The following is a 15,908-nucleotide window of genomic DNA, read 5'->3' on the forward strand; positions in this document are numbered from 1 at the left end:
AAGGTGAACATTAAGCGCACCTGCGTCATAGGCATTTTTGATTAGTTCTAATATTGCAGATTCATCATTAGTAAAGTTATTTTCACCTAACAAATACGCTATCGTCTTGTCTTCTATTACATATTTAAGCTGCTCCATGGACTTATTCCTCCTTGAAGTAATAATCGTTTATATCTTTGCATGTAATCCTTATAGATTTTCCATTTACACTTAAACCTCTACTTGTAATATATTCAAAAAAAGATTTGTCTTCAAGAATTTCTTTAGCTTTATTCAAAGGATACTCTTCATTATTCGCTATAATATAAATCCCAGAATAAGGTACAGTATCTCTATCTAAATTGTATATTTCCACTCTATTTGTTATAACTGTAGATATTATTAATTTCTCTTGATTTATATTCCTTAACGCCTGCGAACGCCCATATTCATACCATTCAGCACTTTTATCTGAATTTCGTTTTAATAAATCTTTGTTATAATTCAACAAATGCGCATATGTATTAGGAAAACGATTTTTAAAATCGTTTTCATCATAATGCTGTAAATCTCCTTGTTCACTAAAATAATAAGGAAATATAATATATGTATGTTTCTGATTTCTTAGCAAGCGAGGCGTTGCCCCTCTTCTTAGACATGCAGATTCAATATTACCTGATTCTTCTATTACAAATGCTTCATTTAATAGAGTAGCAACAGAACTAGAAGCATTGTATCTATCACCAAATCTGATCATTTTGACAGAAGAACTCTCTTTTTCTTGTGCTTTAAACTCCCATTTATCACCTAAAGATTTTTTAGAAATTACAAAATGTTTATTTTGGGTAACATTCAAGTATTTTACTGCCGTTTTCGATGAATTATTTTTAAATAAAAATATACTGCTAGTCGTAAGTGTATCTTTAAACAAAGACTGGTCAGGATACTCTAAAATAATTTCTATACCTTTTACTAACATTTTTCGTAATTCATTAGCAAATACATTTTTATAAATATTACTAGGAACTAATTGTACCATTTTTCCACTTTTAGAAAGTAGCTTAATACCTTTTTCTAAAAATGCATAACAATAATCGAATTTTCCCTTTTGACAACAAGAAAAATTCCTTTTGATATAATCTCTGTTTTTGCTATCTATATAGCGATATGATATATATGGTGGATTTCCAATAACAAAATCAAACTTTATTTCTGTCTCCCATTTTAAGGTATCTCGGCAGAATAATGACCAATTAACGGAAGGAATTCCATACTTTTCAATCAAGCAATTTAAATCGTCGACACATTTTTTATACAATTCAATATCAATTTCTATACCATAAATATCTGCAGATAATCCTTTTGAAATTTCCTCGTTTGTTATTTTCTTTTTAAATGCATCATCTATATATCTTTTTACAACTTCCTTGATAATGTTTCCATTACCAAAAGAATACTCTAGAATTTTTTTCCCGAATAGATTCTCCTTATAATCTGCTAAATCAAGCATTTTTTTTACTTCATTTTGAGAAGTAAACTTCTGACATTTTTGTTTGTTGCTTTCATGGTTTATGATTGAATTCATATCATCCCTCGTATATCTATGTTGGATTTTTATTTTGCATAGTCAATATATTACAATATACGTAATATATCAACCATACTATTTCTGCAAGACACTCTCATATTCCATAAATTCTACAAAGCGGAATTCATCTAATAACCATGAAAGTGTGTACTTTCATTATATCACTACAATATTTCTTTTACAATCAAACTAGCATAGGTATTATTTAATCCTAATATGCCTTTATTATTTTCGCTCAATGAGTGAATAACTCCTAAAGTATTAGGACAAAAGCCTCCAATAACGACTACTGCTATCTATTACCTTCCGTCATATATTTTATATTGATGGTTCATGTACGCACATCTCAACCATATTATTTAGCGCTTGCCATCCGGCAAGCGCTTTTTCTATTGCACGATATTTAACTCTAAGTTGCTCCCCTTACCCTTTTCTCCAGACCATCTTATTAACCACACCTGTGTAGCTTTGGATAATCTTCACAACCTTAGTAGATACGTTCTCATCTACATAATCAGGCACCGGCAGTCCGTCATCGCCATCAAGGTTCATCTGCACCGCCGTATCTACAGCCTGCAGCAAGCTTTTTTCGTCAATGCCTGCGAGCACAAAGCAACCTTTGTCCAGCGCTTCCGGGCGCTCCGTAGAGGTACGGATGCACACCGCCGGGAAGGGATGTCCCACACTGGTGAAGAAGCTGCTTTCCTCCGGCAGTGTACCGGAATCAGATACTACAGCAAAGGCGTTCATCTGCAGGCAGTTGTAATCATGGAAGCCTAAGGGCTCATGCTGAATTACGCGCTTGTCCAGTACGAAGCCGCTGGCTGCCAGACGGTTACGGGAACGAGGATGGCAGGAGTACAGAATCGGCATATCATATTTTTCTGCCATTTTGTTAATTGCGGTGAACAGCGAAGTAAAGTTCTTTTCTGTATCTATGTTTTCCTCACGGTGCGCGGAAAGCAGGATATATTTACCCTTTTCCAATCCCAGACGTGTATGGATATCAGATGCTTCAATCTTCGCCAGATTCATATGCAGCACCTCAGCCATAGGGGAACCGGTAACGTAGGTACGCTCCTTCGGCAGTCCTGTATCTGCCAGATAACGACGCGCGTGCTCAGAATAGGCCATGTTAACATCGGAGATGATATCTACAATGCGGCGGTTTGTTTCCTCCGGCAGGCACTCGTCCTTGCAGCGGTTGCCTGCTTCCATATGGAAGATGGGGATATGCAGGCGCTTGGCACCGATAACAGAAAGGCAGCTGTTGGTGTCGCCCAAAACAAGCACTGCGTCCGGTTTTATTGCTACCATCAGCTTGTAGGATTCAGCGATAATATTGCCCATGGTCTCGCCCAAATCGCTGCCTACGGCGTTCAGATACACTTCAGGATCTGCCAGCTCCAAATCATGGAAGAAGACGCCGTTCAGTGTATAATCATAATTTTGTCCTGTATGTGCCAGGATTACATCAAAATATTTGCGTGTTTTTTTAATAACTGCAGCCAGACGAATGATTTCCGGTCTGGTGCCTACGATAATCAAAAGCTTAAGCTTGCCGTTGTTTTGAAAGCTTACCTTGCTATAATCACTCATGCTTTGCCTCTACTTTCTCGCCAAAGGTATCAGGATGCTGCGGATCAAACTGTTCGTTGGCCCACATTACTGTTACAAGGTTTTCTGTCTGTGACAGGTTGATGATGTTGTGCGTAAAGCCAGGCAGCATTTGTACTGCCTGTATCTTGTCACCGCTGACTTCGTATTCGCGGATTTCGTCCGAACCGATGCGGCGCTCCTGAATCAGGCCATGGCCTGCGACAACGATGAAGAATTCCCACTTGGAGTTATGCCAGTGCTCGCCCTTGGTAATCCCCGGTTTGGAAATGTTGACGGAAAACTGACCACAGTTCAGCGTTTTCAGCAGCTCGGTAAAGCTGCCGCGTTCGTCCTTGTTCATCTTCAGGTCGAAGATGGTCTTTTCTGCCGGCAAATAGGAAAGATAGGTGGAATACAGCTTTTTGGCGAAGCTGTTGTAGGGAATTTCCGGCATAACAAGGCTTTGCGGCTGTGCTTTGAACAAATCCAGCAGCTCTACAATCTCGCCAAGTGTTACCTTATGCGTTGTCGGCGCATAGCAGTAGCGTCCGTCTGCTGCTGCCTGCGCTGCGAGGCCGTCATAATTGCAGCGATGTGCTTTGCCCTCCAGTGCGTCCAGCATTTCTTCTACCAAATCGTCGATATATAAAAGCTCCAGCTCTACATTGGGATCGTTGACCTGAATCGGCAGGTCGTTGGCGATGTTGTTGCAGAAGGTGGCAATTACGGAATTATAGTTTGGTCTGCACCATTTGCCAAAAAGATTGGGGAAGCGGTATACAAGCACCTGCGCCCCTGTTTCCTTGGCATAGGCAAAGAACAGCTCCTCGCCTGCCAGCTTGGATTTACCGTAGTCGGATTCACCGTAGCGTCCTATGAGTGTTGCCTGAATAGAGCTTGCCAGCATTACCGGGCAGGTATTGCCGTGCTTTTTGAGTGTATCCAGCAACGTGGAGGCAAAGCCAAAGTTTCCCTGCATGAATTCGCTCTGGTCCTTGGGACGATTTACGCCAGCCAGGTTAAAGACGAAGTCTGCCTGTGCGCAGTATTTGTCCAGCTCCTGCTGTGTGGAGGTAATATCATATTCATAAATTTCATCTATCTGCAGTGCAGGACGTGTACGGTTTTTGCCCTGCTGGATGTTTTTGAGATTGGCTACAAGGTTTTGCCCAACAAAGCCTTTAGCGCCCGTTACAAGTATTTTCATTTGCCTGCCCCCCGCTTAATAATGACGAATACCCTTAAGCTCTTCTTGTACGTAGTCGGTAGTAAGAATCTTTTTCACGGTACCTGCAACATCAAGACGTGTAGTGTTGTGGCTGGTGTAGGATTCATCTGCCATGGTGTGTACCTGTCCCTTGACTACGAATTTATCATAGTTCAGGTCGCGGCTGTCTGCTGCTACGCGGAAGTAGTTACCCATATCTTCACTGCGCAGGCGTTCTTCGCGAGTCATCAGTGTTTCATACAACTTTTCGCCATGGCGTGTGCCGATGATGTTGGTGCCAGTGTCGCCAAACAATTCCTGCACTGCCTTAGCCAGGTCGCCAATGGTAGATGCATCTGCCTTTTGGATAAAAAGGTCGCCGGGGTTGGCATGTTCAAAGGCAAATTTTACCAGGTCTACTGCTTCATCAAGGTTCATCAGGAAGCGTGTCATATCAGGATCAGTGATGGTAATAGGGTTGCCTGCATGAATTTGGTCAATGAACAGAGGAATAACGCTGCCGCGGCTACACATTACGTTGCCATAGCGGGTACAGCAGATTACAGTGCCGCCACGTTCAGCAGCTACGCGGGCATTGGCATAGATTACGTGCTCCATCATGGCCTTGGAAATGCCCATGGCGTTGATGGGATAAGCAGCTTTATCAGTAGAAAGGCAGACTACGCGCTTTACGCCAGCTTCGATGGCTGCGTGCAGCATGTTGTCGGTGCCTTCTACGTTGGTTTTTACGGCCTGCATGGGGAAGAATTCGCAGCTTGGTACCTGCTTGAGTGCTGCTGCATGGAAGATGTAGTCAACACCGGGCATAGCATCGCGGATGCTGCGGTAGTCGCGCACGTCACCTACGTAAAATTTTACTTTTTTTGCTGTATCGGGATGCGTTGCCTGCAGGCTGTGACGCATGTCGTCCTGTTTCTTCTCATCGCGGGAGAAGATGCGGATTTCACCGATATCGGTCTCCAAAAAATGTTTCAGCACCGTGTTGCCAAAGGAACCGGTGCCACCAGTAATCATCAATGTTGCTCCAGAAAATGCGGTCATGTATGAACCCTCCTAGTTTTTATCTTTTCTCTTTTATACTCACAGCGTTGTCCCATTGGGAATATCGCTGTCATCTGCTACGTTTACGTTGTTGCTGATGCTTACATTGCTGCCTATACGTACTCGCTTGCCTACATGTGCCAGCGCGCGTACTACGGAGTTGGTGTAAATCAGCGCATAATCATCTACAAAGGCGTCATTGTGTACCTCTACACCGGGGTTCAGCAGCACGCCATCACCAACGCGCCCGCCATTTTGTACTACGACGTTGTTTAAAAGCACGCAGCCACAGCCTATTTGGGCATGCGGACTGATGTAAACGCTGCTGCAGATAATGTTGGGAAAGCTGTAGCCAAGTGCTTTGGCCTTGCGGTAAAGCTCCTCGTGCAGCTTGTTGTTGCCAATGGTCACTATAAGCTGGTCAAAGCCGGCCTCGTCATGCAGGCGCTGCAAATCGCTGCTGCCGCCTACTACCTCCACGCCATCGACTACTGCACCAACTGCCTGGCCATCGTCGACAAAGGCGCAGTCAAACTGCCTGCTGGCGTGCTCCAGCGTCACGCGGCCAAAGCCGCCGGCGCCTACTATAAGAAGTTTGGATGCCAATAAATCTCACCTCATCAAATGCAAAATTTGCACTCTGTTTCGCAAAGTTAATTTTGTCTCTCGCTTTTAATATCGTTTAGTAAACCAGACACTTTGATGCAACAAAATTTTAATTAAATTATAATTAAAGTATGCACTTGTATGTATCTCTCAGTGATTGGTTTAACGCTTGCTATATACAAAAGTATATAAGTATCTCATCTCTTATACAATAGCCATGCCGTGCTATTGGCTATTTTTTCTAAACTTGTATATCCATTACATCCTATAATCGGAAGTAACGAAATTTTTACAAAAATTTTCTTTAAACTAACGGCTACTTGTATCGGTGAGTAATTTGTAATTATATTCCCTCTGCTATTAAATATTAAGTTAATGCGAACCTTTTGTTTATCAAATACATTCCAAAATTGATTTATATCGAATCCTGGATTTTGATCTAATACCAATTTACTCAAATTAAGTAAATTGTTTTTATCTTCCTCACTCATGCCTGCTGGCATAGATTTAGCAAGTGATGACAGCAAACTATTTAGATCAATCTTTCCATAATTACTGTTAATTCCATTTTTTATAAACTCAAACTCTAAATTATTTATAGCTTGTTGTACTAATAAAAGACTTTTTTTCTGTAACTCTTTAGCAAACATTTGTTGTTCTTGTATTTCTAAAGCATAACTATAAAATTGATTAATAGCTGTAAAGCTATTGCCATCCATGCTATTAACAAAATAATGCTTATATTTATTCCAATAATTGGTTTCCAAAATAGGTACCGATTCATAAAAAGACACTGAATCAATCCCACCTTCAGTTATATATCCTGAAATCTCTCTTATTCTTTCTGTTAATTCATTTATTTGTAATACTATTAAAGAAGCAGCTTCTTTTCTCTTTTGACCTTCTTGTAAATAATAGACTAAAAGAGCAACCAACCCAACTAATGTAGGCAATATTTGAGGCAATTTTTCAATAAACTTTTCAATAAATTTTTCTACCATTGTATTCCACCTCACTATACAAGTACTCAAAGCGCACTACAAACTATAAAATATTAAACATGCTTGTGAATAATTGCTATCTAGCTTATATGGGTATATTATATTCATCGCTATCAAATAACCTCTCACGAATAAATTCTAACCCTCGCTCCTCTGTAATTTTATATTCTATAATTCTTGAATCAGTACTCTTTTTTCTTCTTGTTTGATAAAACTCAACCAAAATCTGACTTTCATCATGATTAATCTTGTAATATACTCCCAATTTATATTTATAAGGGTATAGGCTTGTGAGCAAACTTAGTCTATTTTTATCTCTTTCTTTTGCGTCACCCCTAGCTGTACTCTTTTTCATTTCAATAGCTAGCAAATTATCAGGATTTTCCTCGCTACGATTATGCACAATAATATCAGTAAAAATATGCTTAGGAGTACGTTTTTCATCAGGTAACCGTTTAACTTTATTGGTAGCCTTTTTTATTACCCTATTGAATTCAATATCAGCATAATAGTTATTGCAATCGTTTTTCTCCAATTACTTATTAAGCTCGTGCATCAAAGCACCTGTATATGATACACTAAAAGTACCTCAAAAAAGCATCAGAATTCCCTAATATTAGCAAGGGAATTTCCCTAAAAAAAGCGGGAGAGCTTGCACTCTGGTCTAATTCCCTGTAACCATTATACTACTTTATTGATAGCATATTAAAGGCATATCCTGAAATAAGGTATCTTCTTTTGTGTAGGTGTCTAAAAAATAGGCACTACACTAATTCAAAATATCCTTGACAAATGGTACTGTTTAATATTTTTATTTTTTAACATACTTTACTAGCATTTTTGCTAATATCAATGTCAAAGTATCTACTCCTAATAAGAATTTTACTATCTCAGAAAATCTTTCTGGATAATTGCCAAACAGAAGCCAACAACTTAATGAATTAGCTAGGATAAACACAAATATTGCACCCACATAATACCAAAAACCAATACCAAACTTATTCTCCTCTACTGAACTATTTTCATCTTCAATCGTAACCAAAAATTTCTTTTTCATTGTTATAAATCCACCTTGTCTTCTTTATTTTCAACTAAGCACTGATAAGTCCTTATCACATCTATCACTTCCATATTTTTATATCTTACAAATTTACATCCAAATATAAAAGCGAAAATGCTATACAATCCGCATTGCACATAATATTGTTCATAAGTAGTATCAAATTTTCCCATATTACAAAATACTACAAGAGTAACTAACAGAGCTAAAAACATCCAGCTTATGTTTCTACTCAAGCCATATATCGCATCTTTCTTCTTACTGGTACGTCCATAGCCTTTATAAGAAACATATCTCTTGCAGTGTTGGTAAAAAGCTGCTGATTTTAACTTAACGTCATAGATATCTCCAGCAACTATTGTTTTAAAATCAAAATCTAATTTGTAAGGATACTTATCTCCGCATTTCGTAGTATTCATTAATTCAAACCAAGTTTCACGCTCTTTTTGATTGCTGTTTGACATATCATATAATAAAAATGTATTCTCTGCTTCAGAATTACCATCACCAAAACATTTAGGAAGCTGCTCCTCAATAGCGCTGTCAATAACATTCAAGATTCCTCTAAATCCGGTAGAGTAAATTTCAGAGAAAATATGTCCTACTTCATGAATAAAACTACCAAATATATAAATTACAACTATGATATAAATATAAAAGAAGTATTGTAGATTTGTAGCATTTGGTGTTACACCAACATGCCTTATTATCTCGTTAAAGCAGTTTAGACTGTTATTTATATGATCGAAAATGTAAAAGATACCTATAGCGAAAATTCCAGGACAAATAACTCCTAGAAAATCATATATTCCGAACTCTTCAAGCCATTTGTCCATTTAATCACCCTTTTAGAAAAAATAAATTTATGTTTTTAAGTTTAGCTTAACTCCATCTGTAAGCGTAACACTTTTATCATTATATGTAGGGAAAAGAATATCTCTCGTTGTTTTTAATGAAAAGAAAAAAATTCTAAGTGCTGAAGACTCAAACATGCAAATACAAAAAATCCATATCAAACAGTAATATATGATTGGTTCTCAATGAGCTAAACTTATAAATTTTTTATTACACCAAATCATCTGTGCAATGCAATAAGGCATCATTGAAATAATATTTGCTACTACAATAGCTATATAACTGTTAACCATGTATGAAAGTAAATATGCTAAAGGAATATACATAACGGCCCCAAGAGTCATATAGATCGATTGAATTCTTAACTCACAAAGACCATTTGAATAACTAGCTAAAACTGTTCGTAAACTCATAACAATTCCTGATACTGAAAAAACAGCAGCATAAATATAATTTACAGTAATAGATTTTTCACCAAGCCATAAATCAAAAAATAACTGTAATGGACAAATAGCAATAAACTCCATAAAGGCAATCACTATTATCAATTTCATGCTTTTTTTATAGCAATTTTTAATCCAAATCCAGTCATCCTCTGCTTTAGCTTTTGTTATAGTTGACCAAAGAGAGGTTGTTAAGAGCATCACAGCAGTCATTGGCAAATTGAATATTTTACTATATATCTGATATTCAACAACTGCGGAATTATTGACAAAAACAGCAATTAAATAACTATTGGTGTTATCTATAATCATCGCTATTAGCTGAAGCCATAAAAATGCTGCTCCAATTTTCAGTATCTCAATTGCATAGCTCATTTTGAAGCAAGAAATAGATGGTGCTGCCTTAGGGATTTTCTTAACAAACACAAAAACTGTTGCTATCACTAACGGCAAATTAACTGCAAGCAAATAAACAATAGCTAAATTAGTGATATTATTATTATTGCCTAGAATATTACTGATTACTACGTAGATAAGCATAATTGAATTTGTAAGCAGATTCATTAAGCCAGGTACAAAAGCTTCTTGTAATGCATATAAAACGGAAGTAACTAAACGTAATATAAATTGCAAAATTATAGATGCTAACAAAATTTGCACTGCATCTGCCATAATTTCTGATGATATAACATTAGTAGAAATATTAAATACTCGGTTCCAGCTTACAAAATCACCAGCAAATCTTACCATTAAGAAAATAAGAGATCCGACTATGGTCAAGAAAATATATGACGAAGAAATATATTTTTTTGCTTTATCCCAGTCTTTGTCATTAATAGCATAAACCAAATTGTTTCTTAGCCCATTTCCAATTCCCATATCGCAGTTCAGGATCCAAGCCAGAACCGAAAGTAAAGTAAACCATACTCCAAGTATTTCATTATTATCAAAAAAATGCATATACGCCGGAGTAGTAAAAAGCGCAATAAATAAGGAACCACCTTTCACAACTACTGAAATCAACGTATTTCTAATGACAATACTAGTATTATCTTTTTTCTTTAATTTATCTATTATTCTCATTCTGCACCACATTAATCAAATCTTTTAGAGCTTTACCGCAATTCACATCTAATTTTTTCAAATGCTCACGCGGATTAAAATTATCATTGATATCTATTTTCATAATTGCATTTGCAATTTCTTGAGGAGATTGCTTGTTATAGTAATTAATTAAAGACCCCACATCAGATTTTTCTACTGCTGGAATGCGAGCAGACAAAACTCTCAACCCATTCGCTAAATAAACCAGTATTTTCGATGGAAATGATGTTTCTACATATTTCGCATCAGGAATCTGCGTACATAAGCCTATATGACACTTTTGTAAAAAGGTTATATACTCTTCTCCCGACTTCAATCCATCATAAGTTAGCGTACACTTAGCTTTTTTTTGAACTCTATCTATCAATGCTAATAGTTCTTTTTTTTGCTTTTCTGTTCCAAATCCTAAAATATGTATATGATAATTTGAAGGCAAAAATTCAGCAGTAGCAGCAGCAGCAGCAGCTCCACCTTTTGTTGTATCAAACGTTCCTGCATATATACAATGAATTTTGTTATCATTAAAGGAAACTGATTTATCTACTTCTGTCTTGTATGTTCCGTTAATAACAATATAAGGTCTATTTTGCGGTATTTCATGCAAAAGATTTTTGACAGCCAATATAAAACCATCAGCTATATCAATAACTCTTTTTTCACATAAAGCTAAACTTTCACTACATTCTACTACGTCTTGGTATATTTCTTCTAATTCCAATATAAGTTTAAAGCCTTTTTTCTGCTTCATATCGACTATTAACTTAGAAATGTATAAAGAATGGTATACTACTACAACATCAGCTGAACATAGCGTATCAAGAAATTTTTTTAATTGGTGTAATCTGAAATACTTATGCAAAGTAGGAAAAAGCCTATATGGTTTTCCAAAAGTTGTCCAAACAGTATAGGAGCCATTTTCATAGCATTTTACAGTTTGTGAATGCTTAATTGTAAATTCATGACTTCCTGTTTCTGATAAAGTTATTACCTCGAATTCAAAGTCAGCATCAGCAAGTTTTTCAATAACATAATTACTTTTTTGTAAAGCAGCAGGACTGGATTCAAGATTAAAACTCTCTAAGCCTTTATAAGTTCCAAATGTAATATAATAAATTGCCATTTCAGAAGTCCCCTCTCATTATATTATTGGAATATACGTGCCAAATCTATTTGCCTCAAAGAAATACGCCAACAAAAGCAATATACTTAAATAATAAGCTAAAATTCTATACCGCTTTCGCTTAATAGACAATATTGCTGCAGGATATATACAAATTGAAACAATGCTAAAATACATGCTAACACGAAACATTTCTGCTATAACGGAAGATAAAGCTTGCATTGCTACACCTATAGCCATTAAAGAATATAAAAATCCATAGTCTTTATCTTTTTCAATCAAAGCATCATAGAAATAGTAAGATACAATGGCAAACATCATCTGAATAATAAATCCAGACCAATTCAATGAAACATCTGTTGTTGCATAATTTGCTAAAGATTTATTCCATGATAATACATTTATCATCCCTCTAAAAAATGTTTCGCCCAATATAGACAATAAAATTGATAATACAGTAAGCTGAATAAACCTCACTCTTCCGATTTTTAATTTAAACAAATAAATTATTGGTGCAAGTAAAAACACCCAAGCAGAAGAGTGAAATAATCCTGCTATGCAAATTAAGCTAACTGGTTTATAGATCTTTGAATTCCCTAACAATTGCGTTAGTGCAATTAAGCATATAGACATTGCCACAGTCTGCCTTAGTCCAGTAAAAGCAAACTGTAACCATGGCAATGCTACAAACATCATAAAGCTTATGATAATTGCTTTCGCTTTTTTTTCCACAAAATATGTTGTAGAAATAATATAACTTGCTGTTACAAACATCAAAAAAAACTGGAATGATATATTGAAATCTGTAAAAGCCTTCATCAACATATAGAAAAAACCATCTTTAGTTGCTCCCTGCATATAGAGGTTAAAAATATCAGTATAAGCAACCTGAGGAACATAATATAAGTACTCATTCATATACGAATATAGATCTGAACCAAATGATATGCTTCTCAATCCAGCAAATATTATTAAAATAAATGCGCTCCCCCATATAGGAATAAAATTTCCCTGTTTAATTTTCCCATAAAACGATGAGAAAAACATAACCAAAAACAACGAAATACTTGCATAAATCATAAAATCCTCCGTTTTACTATTTTATAACTAGTGGTTTAGCTGAATATTTGGGTTTCATTTACGATAGATTCTTAATGTCTTCGGCAAAATTTTCTTTTATTGTCCTATCATCATGCAGCTTAATAGCGCTTCTCCTAGATTTTTCCGCATATACCTTTAAAATATTTTTGTCTTTTAGAATATCTCTTATTCTGTTTTCTATTTCTTCCGCATTTGTAGCAACTATTGCGTTATCATACTTCTTAAAATATTCGATAGACGCTATACCAGCACATCCTAATGCCATTATACATTTATTCATTGCAAGATAATCTATGATTTTAGTAGAAAAAGATAACCTTACTTCTAAAGCTTCTATATAATTTAAGGATTCAGCATGTACTAAGACATCTGCTTCATTTTGAACTGCATACACCTCTGATGCTGGAATTCTCCCTTTCCACACTACTAATTCATCAAAATTAAAGCTCTTTTTCATCTTATTTGTAAGCAAAGAGGCACTATAAATACTCAATCTAGCCACAATTTTTTCTTTGTTTAATTTCCTTATAACGTCACCTAATTTTGCTAAAGTTTTCCAGCGACCACAAATTAAATTTCCGGTATACACAAATTCGATAATATCTTTAAGATTATGGACGCTATTTTCAGGAATTTTAGTTATATCTACACCCTTTTGCAATAATTTACATTCACAATTGAGGCTTCTACTATATTCTTCAACTTGTTGCTCCGATATACAATAATTTAAACTAGCAATTGCCGTTATCTTGCGTATCCACTTTCTTTGAATATACCTGTAAAGCCAAAATAAAGGTGAAAAGTTTATATGTTTATATGAATAATCATCATCTGCATGAAACAAGACTATTTTCGCATTAGGTAAAACAGAATGCACAAACTCAAGCACCTTACACGTATACCAACAAGGAAATACCGGCATAAATATAATGTCTGGTGAAGCATCAGCTAAAAATCTTCTTAGTTCTTCATTCTTCCAATTATCTATTCCCCAAATAAATTCTCTTACAAACCAAGGAAAGTAAAAAGGTAATTGATGAACTAACGAATTCATATGCTGTTCAAGTTCTTCCAAATTATTTTTTCCATTGGTATTTGCTTTTCTTATTTTTCCACCACAGGTTCCTTTAGTGAAAATAGAATGTAGAATTTGATTTTCTGTAATTTGATAAAAATTATCACATATAGATTCTTTCGGAATATCATTCCTCAAGTATAGATTATAAAATGTACTATTATTAAATTTTGAAAAAATGTTAGATAAAGTATTACCTACATTATTACTATTATCCCAACTTGCTCTTGTAATCGCCAATATTTTCATCATCTTGTTCTTACCTGTTTTTGAGAAATTTAGCAGGTACTCCTCCCACAATTGTATTAGGTGATACATATTTGTTGACTAAAGCATTAGCGCCCACAATAGCACCACTATCTATTAAAACACCTCCAAGAATTGTACATTTAGCACCTATCCAAATATTGTCTTTAATTATTACCTTCAAAGGTGTAGTTCCTTGATATTTTATTGGTTCATCATGTCTATCATAATTATGAGTCACTGACATTATTGTAGTACCATGAGCAATGGAAACATCACTGCCTATCTCTACTCCGCCATAACATTCTATATAACACATTTGATTAATACTCACATTATCTCCCACCACTAGATTTTGGGGATTTAATATAAAACAACCTTCTTCAATTGCAACATTTCTGCCAATTTTTTTCGCTATGCTTTTCAATAGAATATATCTTATAGCTAAGCCATAATAGCCTTGAGAATATCTCTCGCCAGAGAACAAATATATACGGATTTTTAAAGGAAATATTTTCATTATAAGAGAAAATATATTCGTTAGAAACCCAAAATAATAAAATAGTCTACGCCCATTCATGAATAGTTACCAAGCAAATGCTCTTTTATCCTTTCTTTATATAATAATTATGTTCTCCTTTTATTATTTAAATCTTCTTAACTAGCAGTTAGCTTTATAAATTCATCAAATAATATTCCACACTGCTTCTCCCATGTATACTCTTTACTAATTTCAAAAGCTCTCCTGCCAAGTGCTTCTCTTAATTCTGGACTATCAATTAAAGCTTTTAACATATCAGCAGTATTCTTAGAATCATGAACATTAAATAAAAGTCCTCCTTCACCTAAAATCTCAGGCATACAAGACTCATTATTACACAAGATGGTGGCACCTCGAACCATTGCCTCCATTACCCCAAAGCCAGATGTTTCTATAGAACTAGCATAAATAAATATATCTGACTTATCTATCATATTTTTAATATATTCATGACTAACCCATGAATATAAAACTATCTCTTTTTTCAAACCTAAACTTAGAATAGCGCTTTTTAATTTTTCTTCATAATATTGAGGTCCATTACCTACCAGATGTAGCTTAAATCTATAGCCTTGCTCTTTTAATAGCTTCAGTCCTTTTAGCAATTCTATATGATTCTTGTAAGGAAATATAGTAGAAATATATAATAGGTTTATCTCATTAACTAGCTTGTTTTTTGAAATAAATTTATGCATTCTTTCGCTATCTAAAACTCCATATTTAGCTACTATACCTTTTTTAAAAGTTAATCCATTATCTATAGCCTGCTGCTTTGAATATCCACTTTCAAAAACTACCGCATCAGCATTTTTATATGAACGTAAAGCAAAATGTCTTTGAAGCAACAAAGATAATGTCGTTTTTGTCAGCCCCTGTCTCTTTAATTGCTTTAAATCTACAAATAATTGGTTATGCATACCTACAACATTAATATATTTTTCTGTTCCTTTGTATATTATATTGCTCATATGGAAGATAATATCAGGATTTATTTCATCTATTATTTCTATTATTTTTTTACTGTAAGCTTTGTTAAGTACACATTCCTTAAGCCCCATTTTGCAGGAATTCTCACGAATTACAGTTATATTATCAGATAATTTTCCTTTAATAGTTTCGAAAAAACCTTCTGTACAAAGAAGGAAAATCTTATCATAAGGCCTTGTATAGCAAGCCGATAAAAACCCTTTTATACATCCTCTTAAACCACCACTTCCACCATTACCAGCATAAACAAGGACTTTCATGAAATATAATACTCCTTTCACGGCACTAACATTCAAATTAATTATTTGCCTCAGGTTCATCGCAATTTCAATAG

At 35.2% G+C, this 15,908-nt stretch carries 15 protein-coding genes; all 15 read right to left on the reverse strand.

The window, feature by feature from the left end:
• Nucleotides 1–142: 142 nt before the first annotated feature.
• The gene (locus tag Q0G26_RS03805; protein WP_293828737.1) at nucleotides 143–1,564 is read right to left on the reverse strand and encodes an N-6 DNA methylase; all 1,422 of its coding nucleotides are present in this window, start codon (nucleotides 1,562–1,564) and stop codon (nucleotides 143–145) included.
• Nucleotides 1,565–1,990: 426 nt separating this feature from the next.
• The gene (gene wecB, locus Q0G26_RS03810; RefSeq protein WP_293828739.1) at nucleotides 1,991–3,166 is read right to left on the reverse strand and encodes a UDP-N-acetylglucosamine 2-epimerase (non-hydrolyzing); all 1,176 of its coding nucleotides are present in this window, start codon (nucleotides 3,164–3,166) and stop codon (nucleotides 1,991–1,993) included.
• A complete protein-coding gene (locus tag Q0G26_RS03815; RefSeq protein WP_293828741.1) occupies nucleotides 3,159–4,373 on the reverse strand; it encodes a capsular polysaccharide biosynthesis protein CapF in 1,215 nt (404 codons plus the stop codon). The genes wecB and Q0G26_RS03815 overlap by 8 nt, the downstream gene beginning before the upstream one ends.
• Before the next feature lie 15 nt (nucleotides 4,374–4,388).
• Nucleotides 4,389–5,435: a polysaccharide biosynthesis protein gene (locus Q0G26_RS03820; RefSeq protein ID WP_210684289.1), complete on the reverse strand. Its 1,047-nt coding sequence runs from the start codon at nucleotides 5,433–5,435 to the stop codon at nucleotides 4,389–4,391.
• 39 nt (nucleotides 5,436–5,474) lie between these two features.
• Nucleotides 5,475–6,041, reverse strand: coding sequence for a hypothetical protein (locus tag Q0G26_RS03825; RefSeq protein ID WP_293828744.1), 567 nt, complete (start codon nucleotides 6,039–6,041; stop codon nucleotides 5,475–5,477).
• A gap of 197 nt (nucleotides 6,042–6,238) precedes the next feature.
• Complete coding sequence (locus Q0G26_RS03830) at nucleotides 6,239–7,042, reverse strand: hypothetical protein (protein ID WP_293828746.1); 804 nt, start codon at nucleotides 7,040–7,042, stop codon at nucleotides 6,239–6,241.
• A gap of 85 nt (nucleotides 7,043–7,127) precedes the next feature.
• Nucleotides 7,128–7,577, reverse strand: a complete 450-nt coding sequence (locus Q0G26_RS03835; RefSeq protein ID WP_293828748.1) for a hypothetical protein — start codon at nucleotides 7,575–7,577, stop codon at nucleotides 7,128–7,130.
• 276 nt (nucleotides 7,578–7,853) lie between these two features.
• A complete protein-coding gene (locus Q0G26_RS03840) occupies nucleotides 7,854–8,099 on the reverse strand; it encodes a hypothetical protein (RefSeq protein ID WP_293828750.1) in 246 nt (81 codons plus the stop codon).
• 2 nt (nucleotides 8,100–8,101) lie between these two features.
• The gene (locus tag Q0G26_RS03845) at nucleotides 8,102–8,938 is read right to left on the reverse strand and encodes a hypothetical protein (RefSeq protein ID WP_293828752.1); all 837 of its coding nucleotides are present in this window, start codon (nucleotides 8,936–8,938) and stop codon (nucleotides 8,102–8,104) included.
• Between the two features lie 201 nt (nucleotides 8,939–9,139).
• Nucleotides 9,140–10,483 (reverse strand): hypothetical protein, encoded by a 1,344-nt coding sequence (locus tag Q0G26_RS03850; RefSeq protein WP_293828754.1) that lies wholly within the window; start codon nucleotides 10,481–10,483, stop codon nucleotides 9,140–9,142.
• Nucleotides 10,467–11,624: a hypothetical protein gene (locus Q0G26_RS03855; RefSeq protein WP_293828756.1), complete on the reverse strand. Its 1,158-nt coding sequence runs from the start codon at nucleotides 11,622–11,624 to the stop codon at nucleotides 10,467–10,469. The genes Q0G26_RS03850 and Q0G26_RS03855 overlap by 17 nt, the downstream gene beginning before the upstream one ends.
• Nucleotides 11,625–11,642: 18 nt before the next feature.
• Nucleotides 11,643–12,704 carry an EpsG family protein gene (locus tag Q0G26_RS03860; protein ID WP_293828758.1) on the reverse strand — a complete coding sequence of 354 codons (1,062 nt, stop codon included), beginning with the start codon at nucleotides 12,702–12,704 and terminating at the stop codon, nucleotides 11,643–11,645.
• A gap of 58 nt (nucleotides 12,705–12,762) precedes the next feature.
• Nucleotides 12,763–14,052, reverse strand: a complete 1,290-nt coding sequence (locus Q0G26_RS03865) for a glycosyltransferase (RefSeq protein WP_293828760.1) — start codon at nucleotides 14,050–14,052, stop codon at nucleotides 12,763–12,765.
• A 7-nt stretch (nucleotides 14,053–14,059) separates the two neighbouring features.
• Nucleotides 14,060–14,626: an acyltransferase gene (locus Q0G26_RS03870; protein WP_293828763.1), complete on the reverse strand. Its 567-nt coding sequence runs from the start codon at nucleotides 14,624–14,626 to the stop codon at nucleotides 14,060–14,062.
• Between the two features lie 77 nt (nucleotides 14,627–14,703).
• Nucleotides 14,704–15,834 (reverse strand): glycosyltransferase, encoded by a 1,131-nt coding sequence (locus tag Q0G26_RS03875; protein ID WP_293828764.1) that lies wholly within the window; start codon nucleotides 15,832–15,834, stop codon nucleotides 14,704–14,706.
• Between the last annotated feature and the right edge of the window lie 74 nt (nucleotides 15,835–15,908).

Origin of the sequence: uncultured Phascolarctobacterium sp., assembly GCF_934190775.1 — a bacterium.
Lineage (GTDB): Bacteria > Bacillota > Negativicutes > Acidaminococcales > Acidaminococcaceae > Phascolarctobacterium_A.